Raw genomic sequence first — 20157 nt, 5'->3', positions numbered from 1 at the left:
AACTCCCGCGTGGGTCCCGGCCGTTCCACACGCGAGGACGAACGCCTGGTTCTCCACCGCCCGTGCCTGAGCCAGCAGCGTCCAGTGGGAGCGCCGACGCTCCGGCCACCCCGCCGGGACGACCAGGGTCTCGGCCCCGGCGTCGACGAGCCCGCGGAACAGCTCGGGGAACCGGAGGTCGTAGCAGGTGGCCAGACCCAGCGTCGTCGCGCCCGGCAGACGGACCGTCACCAGATCGTCGCCCGCGCCCATCAGCACGGCTTCACCCTTGTCGAAGCCGAACCGGTGGATCTTGCGGTAGGCGGCGACCAGGTCACCGGAGGGGGAGAGGACGAGCGAGGTGTTGTAGAGCGGCCCGTCGGGGTCACGCTCCGGAATCGAACCCGCGTGCAGCCACACACCCGTGTCGCTCGCCGCCTTGGCCATGGCCTCGTACGTCGGTCCTTCGAGCGGCTCGGCCTCGCGGCCGAACTCCTCGTAGGCGAAGGCCCCCGTCGTCCACAGTTCGGGCAGCACCACGAGATCGGCGCCGGCCTGCTCCCGTACCAGAGAAACCGCCCGCTGTCGACGTTCCGCGACCGATTCGCCCTCGTCTACGGCGATCTGGATCAGAGAGGCGCGCACACTACCACCGTCCTGGCATTCGAGCCGTCCACACAGGCCTACGATCGTCACACGAAAGCACTGCCGGGGTGCCTCATTGCAGCGTAACTTAGCGTTTCGAGACACCCGCCGAGTGCAGCCACCTCCCACTGGCACCGCCGCCACAACCTGCCCGTGTACCGACCGCCGAGGGGTCCCGTTCCGTGAGTCTGCATCCCACCCTCCAGCCCTACGCCGACGCCTGGACCCACTCCATCGAAGCGATATCCGAGCTGGTGCAGCCCCTCGTGGAGGGCGAGTGGAACGGGCGGACCCCGTGCCCGGGCTGGTCCGTGCGGGACGTCGTCTCGCATGTGATCGGGCTGGACTGCGAGATGCTCGGCGACCCGCGCCCGATCCATACCCTCCCGCGCGACCTGTTCCACGTCACCAACGACCACCAGCGCTACTCCGAGATGCAGGTCGACGTCCGCCGTCACCACACGGCGCCCGAGATGACCTCCGAGCTGGAGTACACGATCATCCGGCGCAACCGGCAGCTGCGGGGCGAGTCCCGCGACCCCGGCACCAAGGTGCGCGGCCCGCTCGGCACCGAGCTCACGCTGGAGGAGTCGATGCGGGGCCACGCCTTCGCCGTGTGGGCGCACGAGCAGGACCTGCGCGTCGCCCTCGGCCGCCCGGGCAATCTCGACTCCCCCGGCGCCCACGTCGCCCGTGACGTCCTGCTGGCCGAACTCCCCGGGGTCGTCGCCGCCAGGGCGAACGCGCCGCGCAGCTCGGCGGTCGTCTTCGACGTGCACGGCCCGATCGAGTTCCTGCGCACCATCCGCGTCGACATCCAGGGCCGCGGCACCCTCGAAACGGCCCCGGCCCTCGGCCCCGCCGCCACCCTCACTCTCGACTGGGAGACGTACGTCCGCCTGGCCTGCGGCCGCGTCACGCCCGAGGCGGCGATGGACCGCATCAAGGCGGAGGGCGACGCGGACCTGACGTCGGCGATCCTGCGCAACTTCACGGTGACGCAGTAGGCCGGCGCCGTCGCGGGCGGCGGGGCGTGCCGCCCGGAGCGGCACGGTCGGGCACGGCGGCACCCCGCCGGAGCCGGGTCGCGCCCACCCGGCCCGGCGCAGGGCACCGTCATGCCCCGGCGCGGGCACCGTCAGGCAGGGACGTGCACCGTCTCCACCCGGCTGGCCACCAGACGCTCCCGCTCCCGCCGCGCCGCCTGCTTCCGCAGCCGCAGCACCTGCGAAAGCCCCAGCGCCTGGAGCACGAACACGGACGAGAAGGCCACGGTGTAGTCGTCCCCGGTCGCGTCCAGCAGCGCGCCCACCGCGAACAGCGTGGTCATGGAGGCGACGAAGCCGCCCATGTTGGTGATCCCGGACGCGGTCCCCTGCCGCTCCGGGGGGTTCGCCGGCCGGGCGAAGTCGAACCCGATCATCGAGGCCGGCCCGCACGCCCCGAGCACCACGCACAACACGATCAGCAGCCACATCGGCGTCCGGTCGGCCGGGTAGAACACCGTCGCCGCCCACAGCAGCGAGGTCGCCGCCACCGTGCCGAGGGCCAGCGGCAGCCGCGCCCCGTGGTGCCGGGCGACGATCTGGCCGTAGACGAGTCCGACAGCCATGTTCGACAGCACGACCAGGGTGAGCAGTTCACCGGCGGTGGCCCGGGACAGCCCCTGTGCCTCGACCAGGAACGGCAGTCCCCACAGCAGCAGGAAGACCATCGCCGGGAACTGGGTCGTGAAGTGCACCCACAGCCCGAGCCGGGTTCCCGGCTCCCGCCAGGACGCGGCGATCTGCCGTCGCACGTAGGAGGCCCCCATGTGCGGCACCGGCTCGGGCTCGTGCCCCTCGGGGTGGTCCTTCAGGAACAGCAGGAGCAGCACGAGCACCACGACCCCGGCGAGCGCGCTGCCCGCGAACGCGGCCGTCCAGCCGACGCCGTGCAGCAGCCGGGCGAGCACGAGGGTGGAGACCAGGTTGCCCGCCATGCCGACAAGTCCGGCGAGCTGCGCGATCAGCGGGCCGCGCCGGGCCGGGAACCAGCGGGTGCCGAGCCGCAGCACGCTGATGAACGTCATCGCGTCGCCGCAGCCCAGCAGCGCGCGCGAGGCGAGTGCCGTGCCGTACGTGGGGGAGAACGCGAAGCCGAGCTGCCCGGCCGTGAACAGAACGACACCGAGGCCCAGCACCTTCTTGGTGCCGAGCCGGTCGACCAGCAGGCCGACGGGTATCTGCATGCCGGCGTAGACCAGCAGCTGAAGGATCGAGAACGTCGACAGCGCGGAGGCGCCCACGTCGAACCGGTCGGCGGCGTCGAGGCCGGCGACCCCCAGCGACGTACGGAAGATGACGGCGACGAAGTAGACCGAGACGCCTATGCCCCAGACGGCGACGGCGCGCCGGCCGCCTGGGGGTGCCCCCTTTGGGGGAGGATCGCCGGGCAGGGACACCGACGCGGAGCTCATCGGACCTCACCCCGCGCGAGGTGCGAGAACCAGCCGATGTGCCGGTGGACCACGTCGACGGCCGCGTCGGGGTCCCCGGAGCGCAGCGCGTCCAGGATGTGCTGGTGCTCCGCGAGCGTCTTGGCGATCCGGTCGGGGTGGGAGTGCATGACGGCGACACCCATCCGCAACTGCCGGTCGCGCAGCTGGTCGTACAGGCGGGACAGGATCTCGTTGCCGCCGCTGCGGACGATCTCCGCGTGGAAGGAGCGGTCGGTGACGGCGGCGGCGGCCAGGTCTCCGGCGGCGGCCTGCTCCCTCTGCTGCTCCAGCAGCTCTTCGAGGCGCACGATGAGCCCGCCGGGCGCGGGTACCGCCTTGCGCGCCGCGTGTTCCTCCACCAGCAGACGGGTCTCGACGACGTCCGCGATCTCCTGCGCGGAGACCGGCAGGACCAGGGCGCCCTTCTTCGGGTAGAGCTTGATCAGGCCCTCGGCCTCCAGCCGCAGCAGCGCCTCGCGCACCGGGGTGCGCGAGACCCCGACGGCGTCGGCCAGCTCGCCCTCCGTGAGGAGGGTGCCGCCCTCGTAACGGCGGTCCAGGACGCCTTGCTTGACGTGGGTGTAGACACGGTCGGCGGCAGGGGGTTGCTTCACGGCTGCCAGGGTCATGCCGACAGGATAGATACAACGCGTACGCATGGCCCCGTCCATCCACCATGCGGACCTCGCCCGCGCCGCCCCGCGGACCACCCCGGAAGGGCTCCCCCGGAAGTTCCTCGCCCCCGGCCCGAATTCCGCACAACCATTCGCGCTACTTACGTGTCACACCCATGCGGCCTCCTGCACTCCCGTTCAAGTGAGCCGCGCCATAAGGGCATTCGACGTATTCGGGGTATCTCAGTTGATAACCGGCATCAAGGGCATCCGTATCCGCAGAGCCGTCGCCGTCACCGCGACCGCCGGCGCTGTCTTCACCACCGGAGCCCTCACCGCGGCACCCGCGCAGGCCGTGGCCGCGCCCACGATCGTGGCCCAGGGCGGCTACATCATGAACAACGCCAACGGCTCGACGCTCTACACCAAGGCCGCCGACACCCGGCGCGCCACCGGCTCCACCACCAAGATCATGACCGCCAAGGTCGTGCTGTCCCAGCCGAACCTGAACCTGGACGCCAAGGTCACGGTCCAGAAGGCGTACAGCGACTACATCGTGTCGAAGAACGCCTCGTCCGCCCGCCTGATCGTCGGCGACAAGGTCACCGTCCGTCAGCTGCTCTACGGGCTGATGCTGCCGTCCGGCTGTGACGCCGCCTACGCGCTCGCCGACAAGTTCGGCAGCGGCACGACGCGGGCCGCGCGCGTGAAGTCGTTCATCGGCAAGATGAACACCACGGCGCGCTCGCTCGGCATGACGAACACGAAGTTCGACTCGTTCGACGGCATCAGCAACGGCTCGAACTACTCGACGCCGCGCGACCTGACGAAGCTCGCCAGCAACTCGATGAAGAGCGCCACCTTCCGCGCCCTCGTGAAGACGAAGACCACGAAGCAGAAGGTCACCACGAAGAGCGGCGGCTACCGCTACTACACGTGGACCAACACCAACACGCTGCTCAGCAACTACAGCGGCGCCATCGGTGTGAAGACCGGCTCCGGCAGCATCGCCAAGTACTGCCTGGTCTTCGCCGCCACCCGCAACGGCAAGACCGTCATCGGCACGGTCCTCACCTCCACCTCGGCGGCCCAGCGCGAGGCAGACGCGAAGAGGCTCCTCAGCTACGGCTTCGCCCGACTGGGCTGAGCCCGCGCATCATCTCGCCAGGGCCGGCCGCGCACCGCGCGGCCGGCCCTTCGGCTGTCCGAAACACACGTGTACGAACGTCGTGCCGGATCGCGCGCCCCGTTGACCGGACGAGGGCGGGAGCCACGCGCCCTCGTGGGTGCGTGGCTTCCGCCCTCGTCGTGGTGTTCGGCCGGCCGGCCCGTGTGGTTACGCCCAGGTGATCAGGCGCTTCGGCTGTTCCAGGATCGCCGCCACGTCCGCCAGCACCTTGGAACCCAGCTCGCCGTCCACCAGCCGGTGGTCGAAGCTGAGTGCCAGCGTCATGACCTGACGGGGCTTGACCTTGCCCTTGTGGACCCACGGCTGGAGCTTGATCGCGCCGACCGCGAGGATCGCGGACTCGCCGGGGTTCAGGATCGGCGTCCCGGTGTCGACGCCGAAGACGCCGACGTTGGTGATGGTGACCGTGCCGCCCTGCATCGCCGACGGGGACGTCTTGCCCTCGCGGGCCGTGGCGACCAGCTCGCCGAGGGACGCGGCCAGTTGCGGGAGGGTCTTGTCGTGCGCGTCCTTGATGTTCGGCACGACCAGGCCGCGCGGGGTGGCCGCGGCGATGCCCAGGTTCACGTAGTGCTTGAGCACGATCTCCTGGTTGGCCTCGTCCCAGGACGCGTTGACGTCGGGATTGCGCCTGATCGCCACCAGGAGGGCCTTGGAGATGAGCAGCAGCGGGTTCACCCGCAGGCCCGCGAACTCCTTGTCCTCCTTGAGCTCCTCGACCAGCTTCATCGTGCGCGTCACGTCCACCGTCACGAACTCGGTGACATGCGGGGCGGTGAAGGCCGAGCCCACCATCGCGGCTGCGGTGGCCTTGCGGACGCCCTTGACCGGGACGCGCGTCTCGCGGTCCGTGCCCTGCACCGGCGCGGTCGCCGCGGGTGCCGGCGTGGCCGCCACCGGCTCGGCGGCCGGCGCGGGAGCCGCCGCCGCGTGCACGTCCTCGCGCGTGATGACGCCGTCCGGGCCGGTCGGCACGATCACCGCCAGGTCGACACCGAGGTCCTTGGCGAGCTTGCGCACCGGGGGCTTGGCGAGCGGGCGCTCCCGCGGCAGCGCGGCGGGCGCCGCGGCGGCGGGTACCGGGGTGACCGCTGCCGGGGTGACCGGCGCCGGCGTGACCGGACCGCCGTGCCCGTTCAGCTCGGACTGCAGGGCGGCCGAGGCCGGCTGGACCGGGACCTCGGGGCCCTTGCGCGGGCGGCGCTTGGTGGAGGAGGTGGCCACGCCGTAGCCCACGAGCACCGGCTGGCGGCCCTCCGGCTTCGGCTCCTCCGCCGGCTCGGCGGGCGCCTGCGGCGCGGGTGCCGGTGCGGGTGCCGCTCCGCCGCTCACGTCCACCGCGATGATCGACGTGCCGACGTCGACCGTGGTGCCCTCGGAAAAGTGCAGCGCGCGCACGACACCGTCGTACGGGATGGGCAGCTCGACCGCCGCCTTCGCCGTCTCGACCTCGCACACCACCTGGCCGTCGGTGACCGTGTCACCGGGCTGGACGTACCACTTGAGGATCTCGGCCTCGGTGAGGCCCTCACCCACGTCGGGCATCTTGAACTCGCGCACGGAAGCTTCCGTCATCGTCGTCACGACCTTCTCCTCAGTACGCCAGCGAGCGGTCGACGGCGTCCAGCACCCGGTCCAGGCCGGGCAGGTACTCCTCCTCCAGGCGGGCCGGGGGGTACGGGGCGTGGTAACCGCCGACCCTGAGCACCGGGGCCTCCAGGTGGTAGAAGCAGCGCTCGGTGATCCGGGCGGCGATCTCCGCGCCGGAGCCGAAGAACACCGGTGCCTCGTGGACGACGACCAGGCGGCGGGTCTTCTCGACCGAGGCCTGGATGGAGTCGAAGTCGAGGGGGGAGATCGAGCGCAGGTCGAGGACCTCCAGCGACTTGCCCTCCTCGGCGGCCGCGTCCGCGACCTCGTTGCAGAGCTTCACCATCGGGCCGTACGCGGCGAGCGTGAGGTCGGTGCCCTCACGGGTGACGCGCGCCTTGTGCAGCGGGCCGGGGATGGCCTCCGTGCTGACCTCGCCCTTGTCCCAGTAGCGCCGCTTGGGCTCGAAGAAGATCACCGGGTCGTCGCTCTGGATGGCCTGCTGCATCATCCAGTAGGCGTCCGACGAGTTGGACGGAGAGACGATCTTCAGGCCCGCCACGTGCGCGAAGAGCGACTCGGGGGACTCCGAGTGGTGCTCGACCGCGCCGATGCCGCCGCCGTAGGGGATGCGGACGACGACCGGGAGCTTGACCTTGCCGAGCGAGCGCGCGTGCATCTTGGCGAGCTGCGTGACGATCTGGTCGTACGCCGGGAAGACGAAACCGTCGAACTGGATCTCGACGACGGGGCGGTACCCACGCAGGGCCAGGCCGATCGCCGTACCGACGATGCCGGACTCGGCGAGCGGGGTGTCGATGACGCGGCTCTCGCCGAAGTCCTTCTGCAGGCCGTCGGTCACGCGGAACACGCCGCCGAGCTTGCCTACGTCCTCGCCCATGACGAGGACCTTGGGGTCGGCCTCCAGGGCGTGGCGGAGCGACTCGTTGATCGCCTTGGCCAGGGCCATCTTCTCCACGGCCATGTTCAGACCCCCTCTACGTCCGCGAACGACGCCTGGTAGGCGGCGAACTGGGCTCGCTCCTCGTCGACGAGCGCGTGCCCGTCCGCGTACACGTTCTCGAAGATGGCGAAACGGTCCGGGTCCGGCATCGCACGGACCGCTTCGCGCACTCGCCTGCCCAACGCCTCGCTCTCCGCCTCCAGTTCCGCGAAGAATCCCTCGTCCGCGTGGTTTGCGGCCTCCAGGTGGCGGCGAAGGCGCAGGATCGGGTCCTTCGCCTCCCAGGCGGCGCGCTCGTCGTCGTGCCGGTAGCGCGTCGGGTCGTCGGAGGTGGTGTGCGCGCCCATCCGGTACGTGTACGCCTCGACGAGCGTCGGACCCTCGCCGCTGCGGGCCCGCTCCAGCGCCCACTTGGTGACCGCGAGGCAGGCCAGCACGTCGTTGCCGTCGACGCGGACGCCCGGGAAGCCGTAGCCGCGGGCGCGCTGGTACAGGGGCACGCGGGTCTGCTTCTCGGTCGGCTCGGAGATCGCCCACTGGTTGTTCTGGCAGAAGAACACCACCGGGGCGTTGTAGACCGCCGAGAAGGTGAACGATTCAGCCACGTCGCCCTGGCTGGAGGCGCCGTCGCCGAAGTAGGCGATGACCGCGGAGTCCGCGCCGTCCTTGGCGACGCCCATCGCGTAGCCGGTGGCGTGCAGCGTCTGGGAGCCGATGACGATCGTGTAGAGGTGGAAGTTGTTGCCGTTCGGGTCCCAGCCGCCGTTGTTCACGCCGCGGAACATGCCGAGCAGGTTGGTCGGGTCGACCCCGCGGCACCAGGCGACGCCGTGCTCGCGGTAGGTCGGGAAGACGTAGTCGTCCTCGCGGGTGGCCCGGCCGGAGCCGATCTGGGCGGCCTCCTGGCCGAGCAGGGAGGCCCACAGGCCCAGCTCGCCCTGGCGCTGCAGGGCGGTGGCCTCGGCGTCGAAACGACGGGTGAGCACCATGTCGCGGTAGAGGCCGCGGAGCTCGTCGGGGGTGATGCCGTCGACGTACCGGTCGTACTCGGCGTTCTTGACGCGCTCACCCTCGGGCGTCATCAGCTGTACGAGCTCGGGGTCGGTGTCCTTGGCGGTGTTGCTGGTGGTGCGCTTGGTGCCGGCCTTGCCTCCGGCGCTGCGTCGCGGCTTGCGCGCGGCAGTGCTCTCCACGGTCACGTGTGCTCCTCCGTCGGTCCGGCCCCCGGGATTGCCGGGAAAGCCAGTGCGGCTCACCTGTTCCGTTCCCGTGCACGGGGTGGGTGCCGCTCGGCCGGAACAGGCGTGACAGGTGCCCCGGCGAGCGCCCTGCAACAGTCACGTTACCCAGTGCTCCACATTTCTGTGAAACCCCTCTTGACCTGCGTTTTTGCTTGGAAATCCAAGTAAATCGATCAGCCTGGGAGGGGGCCCTGGTCACAGCCTTGCAGGGGGCCGGAACACCGGCACGTTATCCCGCACACCCAGCTCACGGGAAGAGCTGTATGTGAGACTGACCTCGTGCACGAAAACCGAAAAATACGGGTATTTCTGCTCGACGACCACGAGGTGGTCCGGCGTGGCGTGCATGAGCTCCTCTCGGTCGAGGGCGACATCGAGGTGGTCGGCGAGGCCGGCACGGCGGCCGACGCGCTGGTGCGGATCCCGGCCACCCGGCCGGACGTCGCCGTGCTCGACGTGCGTCTGCCGGACGGCAGCGGAGTCGAGGTCTGCCGCGAGATCCGCTCCCGGGACGACACCGTCGGGTGTCTGATGCTGACCTCGTTCGCCGACGACGAGGCCCTCTTCGCCGCGGTCGTGGCGGGCGCCTCCGGGTATCTCCTGACGGCCGTCAGGGGCGACGAGCTGCTGTCGGCGGTGCGGGACATCGCGGCCGGGAAGTCCCTGCTGGACCCGGCGGCGACGGCCCGGGTACGGGAGCGGCTGCGCGACGGCGGGAACGGATCCGAGGACGACGAGCGGCTGGCGCGCCTCACCCGCCAGGAGCGCCGGATTCTCGAACTGATCGGCGAGGGACTCACCAACCGGCAGATCGGCGGACAACTGCACCTCGCCGAAAAAACGATCAAGAATTACGTGTCGGGCCTGCTCGCCAAACTCGGAATGCAGAGGCGTTCACAGGCCGCGGCATACGTCGCGCGACTGCAGGCCGGGAAACAGTGACCGCGTTTGTCACGCCTGTTGTGACCGAAAGCGACCGACGACGACTTCCTGTGACAACTCCCAGCTCACGCGCCCGGCTGGTGCCCTAGCATCTGGCGCGTGCCGCGCCCTTGTGTACCACCCCCCGTACCCCATGCGCCCCCGCTGAGCGCCCTCCTGCGCCAGTACGCCGCCGGTTCCGCCCTCGCCTGCGACCCGGTCGACCAGGGCCTGCTCAACCGGGGCTACCGGCTCTGCACGACCCGCGGCCGTTACTTCCTCAAGCACCACTTCGACCCCGACACCGCCGACCCGGCCGCCATCGAACGCCGGCACCGGGCCACCCAGCGGCTGGCCGACCTGGGCGTACCGGTGGCCCCGCCGCTGGCCGGGCGCGACGGGCGCACGGTCGCGGTGGTGGGCGGCCACGCGTACGCCCTGTACCCGTGGATCGACGGCAGGCACCGGCACGGCGGACAGCTCAGCACCGGGCAGTGCGTCCGCCTCGGAGCCCTGCTGGGCGCCGTCCACGCGACCCTGGAGCGCGTGATGCCGCCGAAGGGGCGCACGCCCCCGGCCACCGGCCCGCATCCCGTGGAAAGCGCCGACCCGGCCAAGACGTTCGACCTCATCGACGACCTCCTCGCGCGCGTACGCCGGCACCGCCCCGCCGACTCCTTCGACGAACTGGCCCGCCACCGACTCCTGGAGCGGCGCGCGCTGCTGGAGCGGCACGCCGACCGGCGTCCCCCGCGCGGCGGCTCGGTGGGCTGGGTGCACGGCGACTTCCACCCGTTCAACGTGCTCTACCGGGGAGACGCGCCGGCCGCGATCGTCGACTGGGACCGGCTCGGGGTCCAGCCCCGCGCGGAAGAGGCCGTACGCGCCGCCGCGATCTTCTTCGTACGGCCCGTCGGCACCCTGGACCTGCCGAAGGTGCGGGCGTACGCGCGCGCGTACCTGCGGGCGGCCGGGGCCACGCCCTCGGAGCTCGCCGCGGCGGTGCACCGGGTGTGGTGGGAGCGGCTGAACGACTTCTGGATGCTCCGCTGGCACTACGAGCGCGGCGACACCCGCGCCGACCCCCAGTTCCCGGCGGCCTCGGCGCTGGCCGTGTGGTGGACGCGGGAGTACGACGCGGTGTGCGGGGCGTTCGTGGACTGAGCGTGGACCGAGCCGGCGGGTGACCGCTGCACGGCACGCGCGCGTGGGGTGCTTCTCGGCGGAGCCGGATCCGTGGATCAGCCGCCCGTGGTGCCCTCGGTGAGGCCCTCGATCGTGCCGCCCGTCGGCTCCGGGTCCGTCGGCTCGGGGTCCGAGGGCTCCGGGTTGGAGGGCTCCGAGGCCGTGGGCTCCGGGTCCGTCGGCTCGGGGTCCGTCGGCTGCGTGTCCGTCGGCTCGTCGCTCGGCGTGTCCGAGGGGGTGTACGACGGGGTGTACGACGGCGAGTAGTCGCCCCATCCGGAACCCGAGTTGTCGCCCTCGTTCTCGGTGGACGTGTCCGCGGACTCGTCGCTCGCCTGATCGCTCGGCGTCTCGCTCGACGTCTCCTTGTCGGCGCTCTGCGAGCTGGTCGGCGTCGGCTTCGTGCCCGTACCGCCCTCGCCACCGCCGCCGTCGTTCAGCGCCAGCGCCACACCCGCCGAGATCGCGATCACGGCGAGCACGGCGAGGATCCACAGCTTGCCGCGGCCGCTGCCCCGGTTGCCGTCGCCCTCGAAACCGCCGTCGTCGCGGCCGCCGTGGCCCGGGATCATGGGCTGCGGGATCTGCGTGGTGCCCTCGGCCGAGTGCGGCAGCACGGCCGTGCCCGCCATGCCCATCGCCGGGGTCTTCCCGGAGTCGTGCGCGGTGACCGGGCCGGTGTTCCAGGTGCCGGTGTGGGGGCCCTGGTCGTACAGCATCTGCAGGCCGTACTGGACCAGTCCGCGCATCTCCTCGGCGGTCTGGAAACGGTCGTCCGGCTCCTTGGCGAGCGAGCGCATGACGAGCCCGTCCAGCTCCGCCGGGGAGCCCTCGTGGATCTCGGACGGCGGGGTGGGGATGTCCTGGACGTGCTGGTAGACCACCGACAGCGGGGTCTCACCGACGAACGGCGGGCGCAGCGCGAGGAGTTCGTACAGCAGGCAGCCTGTCGCGTACAGGTCTGAGCGGTGGTCGACGGCCTTGCCGAGCGCCTGCTCCGGGGAGAGGTACTGCGGGGTGCCCATGACCATGCCGGTCTGCGTCATCGTCGTGGACGCCCCGTGCAGGGCGCGGGCGATGCCGAAGTCCATGACCTTCACGGCACCGTTGTGGGTGATGATCACGTTCGCCGGCTTGATGTCGCGGTGCACGATGCCGTGCTGGTGCGAGTAGGCGAGCGCCTCCAGGACGCCGGAGACGATGATCAGTGCCTGCTCCGGGCCGGGTGCCTCGGCGTTGTGCAGCAGATCGCGGATGGTGCGGCCCTCGACCAGCTCCATCACGATGTACGGCACCGACTGGCCGCCCACGAAGTCCTCGCCGGAGTCGTACACGGCGACGATGGCGTGGTGGTTGAGACCGGCCACCGACTGGGCCTCGCGTGTGAAGCGGGCCTTGGACACCGGGTCCTCGGCGAGGTCCGCGCGCAGCAGCTTGACCGCCACGGTGCGCCCCAGGCGCACGTCCTCGGCCGCGAACACCTCGGCCATGCCGCCCCGGCCGAGTCTGCCGGTCAGCCGGTACCGGCCGTCCCCGACAAGTCCGCCGTTACCCCACATCTCCGGCGCATCTGACATTCCGCCGCCAGTCGCCTCGGGGTCGGACGGGCCCTGAGCGCGCTGCTGCTGTGCCATCAGTCCTCGCCGTCGTTTCTGCCCGCGGTGCGCGCGGTGTTGTTACGGTCTCCGTCGGCCACGCTACAGCCTTCGCGCAAGCCGCCGGTCCGAGATGGATACAGGGACCGGTCCAGGACGGACGGGCCGTCGAACCGGTCATGAAACCCTCGTGCCGTCGCGTCGTGCAAATCCTGTGTACCGGCCGTACGGCCGCTGTAACGCTTCCGCGACGCTTCTTTCGCGTACGGTCACGGAACGGGCACCGAGCTTGACGTGTCGGTGCCCTCGGGCAGACTTGGCCGGGAATAGCACTTTCGATCAACGGCGCCTGAAGGCCCACGGGGGATACGGAACATGAGCCAGGACGGCGCACAGGGCCGGTACACGGGGCGAGCACTCGCCGGTGGCCGGTATCAGCTGCGTGACTTGCTCGGCCAGGGCGGCATGGCCTCGGTGCATCTCGCGTACGACGCCGTGCTCGACCGCCAGGTCGCGATCAAGACCCTGCACACGGAGCTGGGACGCGAACAGGCGTTCCGCGAGCGCTTCCGCCGCGAGGCCCAGGCCGTGGCGAAGCTCACGCACACCAACATCGTCTCGGTCTTCGACACCGGCGAGGACGACCTCGACGGACTGACGACGCCCTACATCGTCATGGAGTACGTCGAGGGCCGCCCGCTCGGCTCCGTGCTCGACGAGGACGTACGGCGGGCCGGGGCGATGCCCGCCGACAAGGCGCTGAAGGTCACCGCGGACGTGCTCGCGGCGCTGGAGATCAGCCACGAGATGGGCCTGGTCCACCGGGACATCAAGCCGGGCAACGTGATGGTGACCAAGCGTGGTGTGGTCAAGGTCATGGACTTCGGCATCGCCCGCGCCATGCAGTCCGGCGTCACGTCGATGACGCAGACCGGCATGGTCGTCGGCACCCCGCAGTACCTCTCGCCGGAGCAGGCGCTCGGCCGTGGCGTCGACGCCCGCTCCGATCTGTACTCGGTCGGCATCATGCTCTTCCAACTGGTCACCGGACGACTCCCGTTCGACGCGGACTCGCCGCTCGCCATCGCCTACGCGCATGTCCAGGAGGAACCGCCGGCCGCGTCCTCGATCAACCGGGCGCTGCCGCCGGCCGTGGACGCGCTGATCACGCGCGCGCTGAAGAAGAACCCGAACGAGCGCTTCCCGACGGCCGAGGCCATGCGCGACGAGTGCCTGCGGGTGGCGGCGTCCTTCCAGGCGGCCCCGCCGAGCATCGTGCCGGGCGCACCGGCGCAGAGCGGCTCGGGCGTCGGGTCCGCGGTCTTCCCGCCGGTGGACCAGGGGACCGGGGCACCGCCGCACGGCAGCGTGCAGACGCCGTACCAGCCGCACCCGACGCCGAACCCGTACAGCACCCCGACGCCCTCCCCGGCGTACGGCTACCCGCAGCAGGGCGGCTACGCGACGCCGCACGCCGCGTACGGGCCGCAGCCGACGTCGAGCACGCCGCCGCCGTACAACATCGCACCGCAGTCGCAGACGCCCGCGAGCGGCGGCAAGAGCAACAAGCCGGTGGTCATCGGCTCGATCGTCGTCGCCGTGCTCGCGGTCGGCGGCCTGGTCACGGCCCTCGCGCTGAACGGCGGCGACAGCGACAACAAGGGTGGCGGGGGCGGCGAGACCAGCACCTCCGCCTCGTCGACCGAGGTTCCCGGCTACCGCGGGCCGGACCCGTCGAAGACGATCGAGAAGGAGGAGTGCTCGGAACCGGAGGAGGCGTACAACGACCCGGAGAAGATCCGGATTCCGAACTTCCAGTTCAAGAACCTCACCTCGGTCAGGGAGTGCCTCCAGGCCGCGGGCTGGCAGCTGAAGACCAAAGAGGTCGACGAGAACACCTACGGCAAGGACGCGGTCATGAACCAGTTCCCGTCCGCGGGCACGGACGTGGACCCGGAGAACATGCCGGAGATCCTGCTCGAGGTGTCGACGGGGTATCCGCCCTCCTGAGCCGACGGCGAGGGAAGAGACCCGGAAAGAGAGAGGGCCCGGCGGACGCCGGGCCCTTTTGTCCTACAGGTACGGGCCGCCCGAGCGGCCGACCGTACGGGGGTCGTCGCCTTCCTGTCCGATGCCGGGCGGCAGGGCGCGGCGCATCTGCTCCAACTGGGCCCGCGCCGCCATCTGCTGGGCGAACAGCGTGGTCTGGATCCCGTGGAAGAGACCCTCCAGCCAGCCGACCAACTGGGCCTGCGCGATCCGCAGTTCGGCGTCGCTGGGCACTCCCTCGTCAGTGAACGGCAGGGAGAGCCGCTCCAGCTCCTCCACCAGCTCCGGCGCCAGGCCGTCCTCCAGCTCCTTGACCGAGCTCGCGTGGATCTCCTTGAGCCGGACCCGGCTGGCCTCGTCGAGAGGAGCCGCGCGTACCTCCTCCAGGAGCTGCTTGATCATGCTGCCGATCCGCATCACCTTGGCCGGCTGCTCGACCTGCTCGGTCAACGGAGTCTCATGGGAGTCGTCGTCCCCGCCCCCGCCGAGTGCCATGCCGTCCTGGCCCACGACCAGGATCTTCTGGGCGTTCTCCGACGACCGTTCGTTCCTCGGCATCTCCATGCCGTCATTCTCTCGCACACGTCCACTCCACCACCGAGGCACCCCCCGAGCAGGGTGATCCACGGAAGAGACCTGTTCGTTACGACCACATGGCTGCGTCCGGAATGCCATGCTCGTTGCCTGATGTGAGGCTTGTTCCGTCGATTGTGGCGACCTGTTTCCGGGAGGGGGTCACCGGCGTGACTCCAAGGCGGCGCGCGAGGCGGACGGCGGCGGTGGTGGTGCTGGGGGTGGCGCTGAGCACGCTGCTGCTCGCGTGCGGACCTGTGGCGTCGTACGGGACGGCGGGGCCGTCGTACGACAGGGAGGAACCGTCCGCCTCCCCTTCCGCCTCCCCTTCCGGTTCCGCGGACCCGAGCTGGGCCGGGAGCAGGGCCGGGGAGGGGCGACTGCGCCCTGGCCGGCCGGACGAGCCCGGGACGGCGACGGCCCGCCCGAGCGGGACCGGCGCCGCCGACGACGTGTCCGCGTCGCCGTCGGCGACCGTTCCCGGGGCGGCTGACGAGGGGGAGGACGTGCAGGCCGTGCCGGGCACCGACCCGTCCGGACCGGTACTGCGGATCCTGCCGCTGGGCAGCGGCCTGGTACTCATCGGCCTCGGCCTGGGCCTCGCCTTTCTGGCCCTGCGGGTGCGCCGGATACAGGGGTGAGATGCGGGGGGGGGCGCGGAGCGAGACCCTTTGTCACGCCGTGACCAGCAGGACCTTGCCGACGTGGCCGCTCTCCTCCAGCAGGCGGTGGGCGGCGGGGGCGTCCCGCATCGGCAGCTCGCGGTCGACGACCGGGCGGACCTGACCGGAGTCGAGCAGCGGCCAGACGTGCTCGCGCACGGCCGCGACGATGGCCGCCTTCTCGCCGAGCGGGCGGGCGCGCAGCGAGGTCGCGCTGATCGCGGCGCGCTTGGCGAGCAGGGCACCGATGTTCAGCTCGGCCTTGACGCCGCCCTGCATGCCGATGATCGCCAGCCGGCCGTTGACGGCCAGGGCCTGGACGTTGCGCTCGAGGTACTTGGCGCCCATGTTGTCGAGGATGACGTCGGCGCCCTCGCCCGCCGTGGCCTGCCGGATCTCCTCGACGAAGTCCTGCTCGCGGTAGTTGATCAGGATGTCGGCGCCCAGCTCGGCGCAGCGCTCCAGCTTCTCCTTGGTGCCCGCCGTGACGGCGACCTTGACGCCGGCGGCCTTGGCGAGCTGGATCGCCATGGTGCCGATGCCGCTGGAACCGCCGTGCACGAGGAGGGTCTCACCGGGCCGCAGGTGGGACACCATGAAGACGTTCGACCAGACCGTGCAGGTCACCTCGGGCAGCGCCGCCGCCTGCCCGACGTCGAGGCCGTCGGGCACGGGCAGCAGCTGACCGGCCGGAACGGCGACCTTCTCTGCGTAACCGCCGCCGGACAGCAGCGCGCACACCTCGTCACCGACGGCCCAGCCGGAGACACCGGCGCCGAGCGCGGCGATCCGGCCCGAGCACTCCAGGCCGGGATAGGGGGACGCGCCGGCGGGCGGGTTGTAGTGGCCCTGACGTTGCAGGACGTCGGCCCGGTTGACGGCACTGGCCACCACCTCGACCAGCACCTCGCCCTCCTGGGCGACCGGATCCGGGACCTCGTCCCACACCAGCGCCTCGGGCCCACCAGGTTCGGGAATCGTGATCGCATGCATGAGAGCGACGCTACTCCTCCGTCTTCGGGCCGAGGCCGCTCCGTCGTTGGTCCGGTCCGCTGAGAAATCCCTGTGCGCGACCGATGAGTTTGCGCGACGGTAAAGGTCTCCTCATGCGTTACCCAAGTACGCGGAAGGACAACACACCATGAGCCAGCAGACGCCCGGTCTGGCCATCGAGACCGCGGGCCTGGTGAAGACGTTCGGCGAGACGAGGGCCGTGGACGGCGTCGACCTGGCCGTGCCCACCGGCACGGTGTACGGCGTCCTCGGTCCGAACGGCGCCGGGAAGACCACCACCGTGAAGATGCTCGCCACCCTGCTCCGGCCGGACGGCGGCGAGGCGCATGTCTTCGGCCACGACGTCGTCCGGGAGGCGGACGAGGTACGCGGCCGGGTCAGCCTGACCGGGCAGTACGCGTCGGTGGACGAGGACCTGACCGGCACCGAGAACCTCGTGCTGCTCGGTCGTCTCCTGGGCCACCACAAGAAGGCCGCGCGGGAGCGGGCCGCCCAGCTCCTGGAGGCCTTCGGTCTCTCCGACGCGGCCGCGAAGCAGGTCAAGAACTACTCCGGTGGCATGCGGCGCCGCATCGACATCGCCGCGTCCATCCTGAACACGCCCGACCTGCTGTTCCTGGACGAGCCGACCACCGGCCTCGACCCGCGCAGCCGCAACCAGGTGTGGGACATCGTCCGCGCGGTCGTCGCCCAGGGCACGACCGTGCTGCTGACCACGCAGTACCTGGACGAGGCCGACCAGCTCGCCTCCCGGATCGCCGTCATCGACCGCGGCAAGGTGATCGCCGAGGGCACCAAGGGCGAGCTGAAGGCATCCGTCGGCGCCGGCTCCGTACATCTGCGGCTGCGCGAGGCGGAGCAGCGGCCGGAGGCCTCGCGGGTGCTGCGGCAGGTGCTCCAGGCGGATGTGCAGCTGGAGCCGGACCCGGTGGCGCTGACCGCGCGCGTCGGTGCTGCCGCCGGCGGCCGGGGCGCCGCCGAGCAGGCCGCGGCGGCGCTCGCCGAACTGGCCCGCGCCGGCGTCGTCGTCGACAACTTCTCACTGGGCCAGCCCAGCCTGGACGAGGTCTTCCTCGCCCTGACCGGACACGACACCAAGACGCACGACGAGCCGCCGGCTCACGACGCGAAGGACGGGGCAGCCGCATGAGCACCGCGACCAGCACCGAGACCAAGGAACTCGCCCCCGTCAGCACCGAGTCGCTGGCCGCACTGCTCGTGGCCAAGGAGCGGCCACCCCGGCCGAGCGCCCTGTCGGCGTCACTGACCTTCGGCTGGCGGTCGATCCTGAAGATCAAGCACGTGCCGGAGCAGCTCTTCGACGTCACCGCCTTCCCGATCATGATGGTGCTGATGTACACGTACCTGTTCGGCGGGGCGCTGGCCGGTTCGCCGGGGGAGTACATCCAGTTCCTGCTGCCGGGCATCCTGGTGATGTCGGTCGTGATGATCACGATGTACACGGGCGTCTCGGTCAACACGGACATCGAGAAGGGCGTCTTCGACCGGTTCCGCAGCCTGCCGATCTGGCGGCCGGCGACGATGGTCGGCTATCTGCTCGGTGACGCGCTGCGCTACTCGATCGCGTCCGTGGTGATGCTGACCGTCGGCATGATCCTCGGCTACCGGCCGGACGGCGGGGTCGGTGGCGTGCTCGCCGGGATCGCGCTGCTGGTGGTCTTCTCGTTCGCGTTCTCGTGGATCTGGACGATGTTCGGGCTGATGCTGCGCACCGAGAAGTCGGTGATGGGCGTCAGCATGATGGTGATCTTCCCGCTGACCTTCCTGTCCAACGTCTTCGTCGACCCGCGGACCATGCCGGGCTGGCTCCAGGCCTTCGTCAACAACAGCCCGGTCACCCACCTGGCGTCCGCGGTGCGGGGGCTGATGGGCGGCGACTGGCCCGCCGACGAGGTCGCCTGGTCGCTGGGCTGGGCGGGCTTGTTCATCCTGGTCTTCGGGCCGATCACGATGCGGCTGTACAACCGCAAGTAGCTGCCCCCGACGAGCAGACGGACTCCCCCTGCGGGCCGTGCCGACCTTCCGGCGCGGCCCGCAGCGTTTCCACGCCGACGGTCTGCGGCTCCTCCAGGTCGGCGGTCCCCGCCTTTACTGGCCCGGCGTCCGTGCTCCCTGCTCGACCGGCTCTCCGGCCGCGCCCGCGTCTCCGACACCACGATGCTCGCGCTCAGCTTCAGCGGACACCTCGCCCTGCGGGCCGCCGCCGAGGACCCCCGGATCCGCCGGGTCCTCACCGTCGGCGCGCCCGTCGCCGGGTTCTTCACCGACGAGGCGTGGTGGCCCCACGTGCCCGGCATCACGGCCGACACCCTGCGCCGCTTGACCGGCAGCGAGGACATCGGCGGACTGCGGAGCCTGCTGCCGCGGTTCGCGCTCACTCCCCAGCAGCTCGGGCAGGTGCGCGTGCCCGTCCGGTACGTCGCCAGCAGCCGCGACGAGATCATCCCGGCCACGGAGCAGGCGTTGCTGCGCCGCACGCTCCACGACGTACGGTTCCGTACGTTCGACGACGTGCACGGTTCGCCCGCCCATCTCGGCGCGATGCGGCGCTGGCTCATCTCCCAGTTGCTGTGGCTGCGCCTCGCACGCCGCGGCCCCCGACCGGTGCCGCCCACCGTCCTGGACGGGCGTCCCCCGGCGCGGAGGTGACGCGAACTCACACAGCGAGGACTCCTCCAGTGCCCCAACGGGCAACCGGCTGCCACACGTCACCGCGGACCTCGTCATCGCCTGGGGACGTGGGCAGCCGGGCGGGGAGCAGCCCGGAACGCGCCGCCCTCCTGCGGATGCTGTGGCGGCACTCCCTCCCTGGTGGACAACTTCAAAAAGATCTCGTCGTGGGCGGCCATCCTGTTCGCCCCGACGCTGGTCGGGGCGATCTACGGCATGAACTTCGACCACATGCCGGAGTTGCACTGGGTGTTCGGATATCCCTTCGCGATCGTGCTGATGGCGGTGGTCTGTACGAGCCTGTACGTCATTTCCGAACGGAAGGACTGGCTCTGAGCGGGCCGCTGGAGAAGCGGGCCGTGTCGCGCCGTTGCCGGGGATTTCGTGTATCGCGGGCGTATCGGGAATCGCATACGACGCCGCAACCGCCCTTCGGCTCTCCTGGGGGCATGAACCACCACGCAACCCCGGCGGCACCGTCCCACCGCACGCGCGCGATCATGCTCCTCGGCCTGGCGATCCTCGGCCTGGCGGGCGTCGCGTTCGTCGTGCGGCGGCCGCTCATGATGTCCGCTCCGATGTGCCTGGCCGGACGGTGGCACGGCTGCTTCGACACGTTCAACGGTGTGGTGCTCATGACGTTGGTCGCCCTGCCGTTGGCCGCGCCGGTGGCCCCCCGCTCCCGGGATGCCGATTCCGGGACAGCCTGTTCCCGGGCAGCGTCCGGCGTACGGCTACCCGCAGCAGGGTCAGCCGACCGTCGGCC

Annotated in this window: 18 protein-coding genes and 2 pseudogenes; 11 read left to right on the top strand and 9 right to left on the bottom strand. The window is 70.9% G+C overall.

The window, feature by feature from the left end; all coding sequences use genetic code 11:
• Window positions 1–624, bottom strand: a 624-nt coding sequence (locus AB0O67_RS29510) for a nitrilase-related carbon-nitrogen hydrolase (protein WP_365456424.1), incomplete at its 3' end; no start/stop codon positions are given.
• Window positions 625–806: 182 nt separating this feature from the next.
• On the opposite strand from AB0O67_RS29510, the gene AB0O67_RS29505 reads away from it, so the two are divergent.
• On the top strand, window positions 807–1631 hold the full coding sequence (locus AB0O67_RS29505; protein WP_365456421.1) for a maleylpyruvate isomerase family mycothiol-dependent enzyme: 825 nt from the start codon (window positions 807–809) through the stop codon (window positions 1629–1631).
• Between the two features lie 131 nt (window positions 1632–1762).
• On the opposite strand, the gene AB0O67_RS29500 is transcribed toward AB0O67_RS29505, so the two are convergent.
• The gene (locus AB0O67_RS29500) at window positions 1763–3082 is read right to left on the bottom strand and encodes an MFS transporter (protein ID WP_365456418.1); all 1320 of its coding nucleotides are present in this window, start codon (window positions 3080–3082) and stop codon (window positions 1763–1765) included.
• Window positions 3079–3732 (bottom strand): GntR family transcriptional regulator, encoded by a 654-nt coding sequence (locus AB0O67_RS29495; protein ID WP_365456415.1) that lies wholly within the window; start codon window positions 3730–3732, stop codon window positions 3079–3081. The genes AB0O67_RS29500 and AB0O67_RS29495 overlap by 4 nt, the downstream gene beginning before the upstream one ends.
• Window positions 3733–3964: 232 nt before the next feature.
• Between AB0O67_RS29495 and AB0O67_RS29490 the strand changes: the two genes are divergently transcribed.
• A complete protein-coding gene (locus AB0O67_RS29490; protein WP_365456412.1) occupies window positions 3965–4864 on the top strand; it encodes a D-alanyl-D-alanine carboxypeptidase in 900 nt (299 codons plus the stop codon).
• A 189-nt stretch (window positions 4865–5053) separates the two neighbouring features.
• Here AB0O67_RS29490 and AB0O67_RS29485 read toward each other — a convergent pair whose 3' ends face one another.
• The 3 genes from AB0O67_RS29485 to pdhA are packed head-to-tail and all read right to left on the bottom strand — an operon-like array spanning window position 5054 to window position 8659.
• Window positions 5054–6490: a dihydrolipoamide acetyltransferase family protein gene (locus AB0O67_RS29485; RefSeq protein ID WP_365456409.1), complete on the bottom strand. Its 1437-nt coding sequence runs from the start codon at window positions 6488–6490 to the stop codon at window positions 5054–5056.
• Between the two features lie 10 nt (window positions 6491–6500).
• Complete coding sequence (locus AB0O67_RS29480) at window positions 6501–7481, bottom strand: alpha-ketoacid dehydrogenase subunit beta (protein ID WP_365456406.1); 981 nt, start codon at window positions 7479–7481, stop codon at window positions 6501–6503.
• A gap of 2 nt (window positions 7482–7483) precedes the next feature.
• On the bottom strand, window positions 7484–8659 hold the full coding sequence (pdhA, locus tag AB0O67_RS29475) for a pyruvate dehydrogenase (acetyl-transferring) E1 component subunit alpha (protein ID WP_365456403.1): 1176 nt from the start codon (window positions 8657–8659) through the stop codon (window positions 7484–7486).
• A 321-nt stretch (window positions 8660–8980) separates the two neighbouring features.
• On the opposite strand from pdhA, the gene AB0O67_RS29470 reads away from it, so the two are divergent.
• On the top strand, window positions 8981–9643 hold the full coding sequence (locus tag AB0O67_RS29470; protein WP_365456400.1) for a response regulator transcription factor: 663 nt from the start codon (window positions 8981–8983) through the stop codon (window positions 9641–9643).
• Between the two features lie 99 nt (window positions 9644–9742).
• Window positions 9743–10786, top strand: coding sequence for a phosphotransferase (locus AB0O67_RS29465; RefSeq protein WP_365456397.1), 1044 nt, complete (start codon window positions 9743–9745; stop codon window positions 10784–10786).
• Between the two features lie 77 nt (window positions 10787–10863).
• Here AB0O67_RS29465 and AB0O67_RS29460 read toward each other — a convergent pair whose 3' ends face one another.
• Window positions 10864–12441, bottom strand: a complete 1578-nt coding sequence (locus tag AB0O67_RS29460) for a protein kinase (protein ID WP_365456394.1) — start codon at window positions 12439–12441, stop codon at window positions 10864–10866.
• Window positions 12442–12777: 336 nt separating this feature from the next.
• On the opposite strand from AB0O67_RS29460, the gene AB0O67_RS29455 reads away from it, so the two are divergent.
• Window positions 12778–14412 (top strand): protein kinase, encoded by a 1635-nt coding sequence (locus AB0O67_RS29455; RefSeq protein ID WP_365456391.1) that lies wholly within the window; start codon window positions 12778–12780, stop codon window positions 14410–14412.
• 63 nt (window positions 14413–14475) lie between these two features.
• Here the strand turns inward: AB0O67_RS29455 and AB0O67_RS29450 are convergent, their stop codons facing one another.
• On the bottom strand, window positions 14476–15015 hold the full coding sequence (locus AB0O67_RS29450; protein ID WP_365456427.1) for a bacterial proteasome activator family protein: 540 nt from the start codon (window positions 15013–15015) through the stop codon (window positions 14476–14478).
• 179 nt (window positions 15016–15194) lie between these two features.
• Between AB0O67_RS29450 and AB0O67_RS29445 the strand changes: the two genes are divergently transcribed.
• Window positions 15195–15665, top strand: coding sequence for a hypothetical protein (locus AB0O67_RS29445; protein WP_365456388.1), 471 nt, complete (start codon window positions 15195–15197; stop codon window positions 15663–15665).
• Window positions 15666–15698: 33 nt separating this feature from the next.
• Here AB0O67_RS29445 and AB0O67_RS29440 read toward each other — a convergent pair whose 3' ends face one another.
• Window positions 15699–16679: an NAD(P)H-quinone oxidoreductase gene (locus AB0O67_RS29440; protein WP_365456385.1), complete on the bottom strand. Its 981-nt coding sequence runs from the start codon at window positions 16677–16679 to the stop codon at window positions 15699–15701.
• A gap of 148 nt (window positions 16680–16827) precedes the next feature.
• Between AB0O67_RS29440 and AB0O67_RS29435 the strand changes: the two genes are divergently transcribed.
• The 5 genes and pseudogenes from AB0O67_RS29435 to AB0O67_RS29415 form a co-directional block, all read left to right on the top strand.
• On the top strand, window positions 16828–17850 hold the full coding sequence (locus AB0O67_RS29435) for an ATP-binding cassette domain-containing protein (protein ID WP_365456382.1): 1023 nt from the start codon (window positions 16828–16830) through the stop codon (window positions 17848–17850).
• A complete protein-coding gene (locus AB0O67_RS29430) occupies window positions 17847–18695 on the top strand; it encodes an ABC transporter permease (protein ID WP_365456379.1) in 849 nt (282 codons plus the stop codon). The genes AB0O67_RS29435 and AB0O67_RS29430 overlap by 4 nt, the downstream gene beginning before the upstream one ends.
• A 183-nt stretch (window positions 18696–18878) precedes the next feature.
• Window positions 18879–19370 (top strand): hypothetical protein, encoded by a 492-nt coding sequence (locus AB0O67_RS29425; protein ID WP_365456376.1) that lies wholly within the window; start codon window positions 18879–18881, stop codon window positions 19368–19370.
• 174 nt (window positions 19371–19544) lie between these two features.
• A pseudogene (locus AB0O67_RS29420) lies at window positions 19545–19727 on the top strand (CorA family divalent cation transporter); the annotation flags it as partial.
• A gap of 113 nt (window positions 19728–19840) precedes the next feature.
• A pseudogene (locus AB0O67_RS29415) lies at window positions 19841–20157 on the top strand (hypothetical protein); the annotation flags it as partial.

The organism is Streptomyces sp. NPDC086077 (genome assembly GCF_040686175.1).
Taxonomy (GTDB): Bacteria; Actinomycetota; Actinomycetes; order Streptomycetales; family Streptomycetaceae; genus Streptomyces.
The sequence above is the reverse complement of the archived record's forward strand: the minus strand, read 5'-3'. Positions and strand labels throughout refer to the sequence as shown.

What these genes read in the sequence shown, in the direction of transcription:
- AB0O67_RS29455 (WP_365456391.1), top strand. Translation starts at nt 12,778, where the DNA reads ATGAGCCAGGACGGCGCACAGGGCCGGTACACGGGGCGAGCACTCGCC.
- AB0O67_RS29440 (WP_365456385.1), bottom strand. Translation starts at nt 16,679, where the DNA reads ATGCATGCGATCACGATTCCCGAACCTGGTGGGCCCGAGGCGCTGGTG.
- AB0O67_RS29480 (WP_365456406.1), bottom strand. Translation starts at nt 7,481, where the DNA reads ATGGCCGTGGAGAAGATGGCCCTGGCCAAGGCGATCAACGAGTCGCTC.
- AB0O67_RS29435 (WP_365456382.1), top strand. Translation starts at nt 16,828, where the DNA reads ATGAGCCAGCAGACGCCCGGTCTGGCCATCGAGACCGCGGGCCTGGTG.
- AB0O67_RS29450 (WP_365456427.1), bottom strand. Translation starts at nt 15,015, where the DNA reads ATGGAGATGCCGAGGAACGAACGGTCGTCGGAGAACGCCCAGAAGATC.
- AB0O67_RS29500 (WP_365456418.1), bottom strand. Translation starts at nt 3,082, where the DNA reads ATGAGCTCCGCGTCGGTGTCCCTGCCCGGCGATCCTCCCCCAAAGGGG.
- AB0O67_RS29460 (WP_365456394.1), bottom strand. Translation starts at nt 12,441, where the DNA reads ATGGCACAGCAGCAGCGCGCTCAGGGCCCGTCCGACCCCGAGGCGACT.
- AB0O67_RS29430 (WP_365456379.1), top strand. Translation starts at nt 17,847, where the DNA reads ATGAGCACCGCGACCAGCACCGAGACCAAGGAACTCGCCCCCGTCAGC.
- AB0O67_RS29495 (WP_365456415.1), bottom strand. Translation starts at nt 3,732, where the DNA reads ATGACCCTGGCAGCCGTGAAGCAACCCCCTGCCGCCGACCGTGTCTAC.
- AB0O67_RS29425 (WP_365456376.1), top strand. Translation starts at nt 18,879, where the DNA reads ATGCTCGCGCTCAGCTTCAGCGGACACCTCGCCCTGCGGGCCGCCGCC.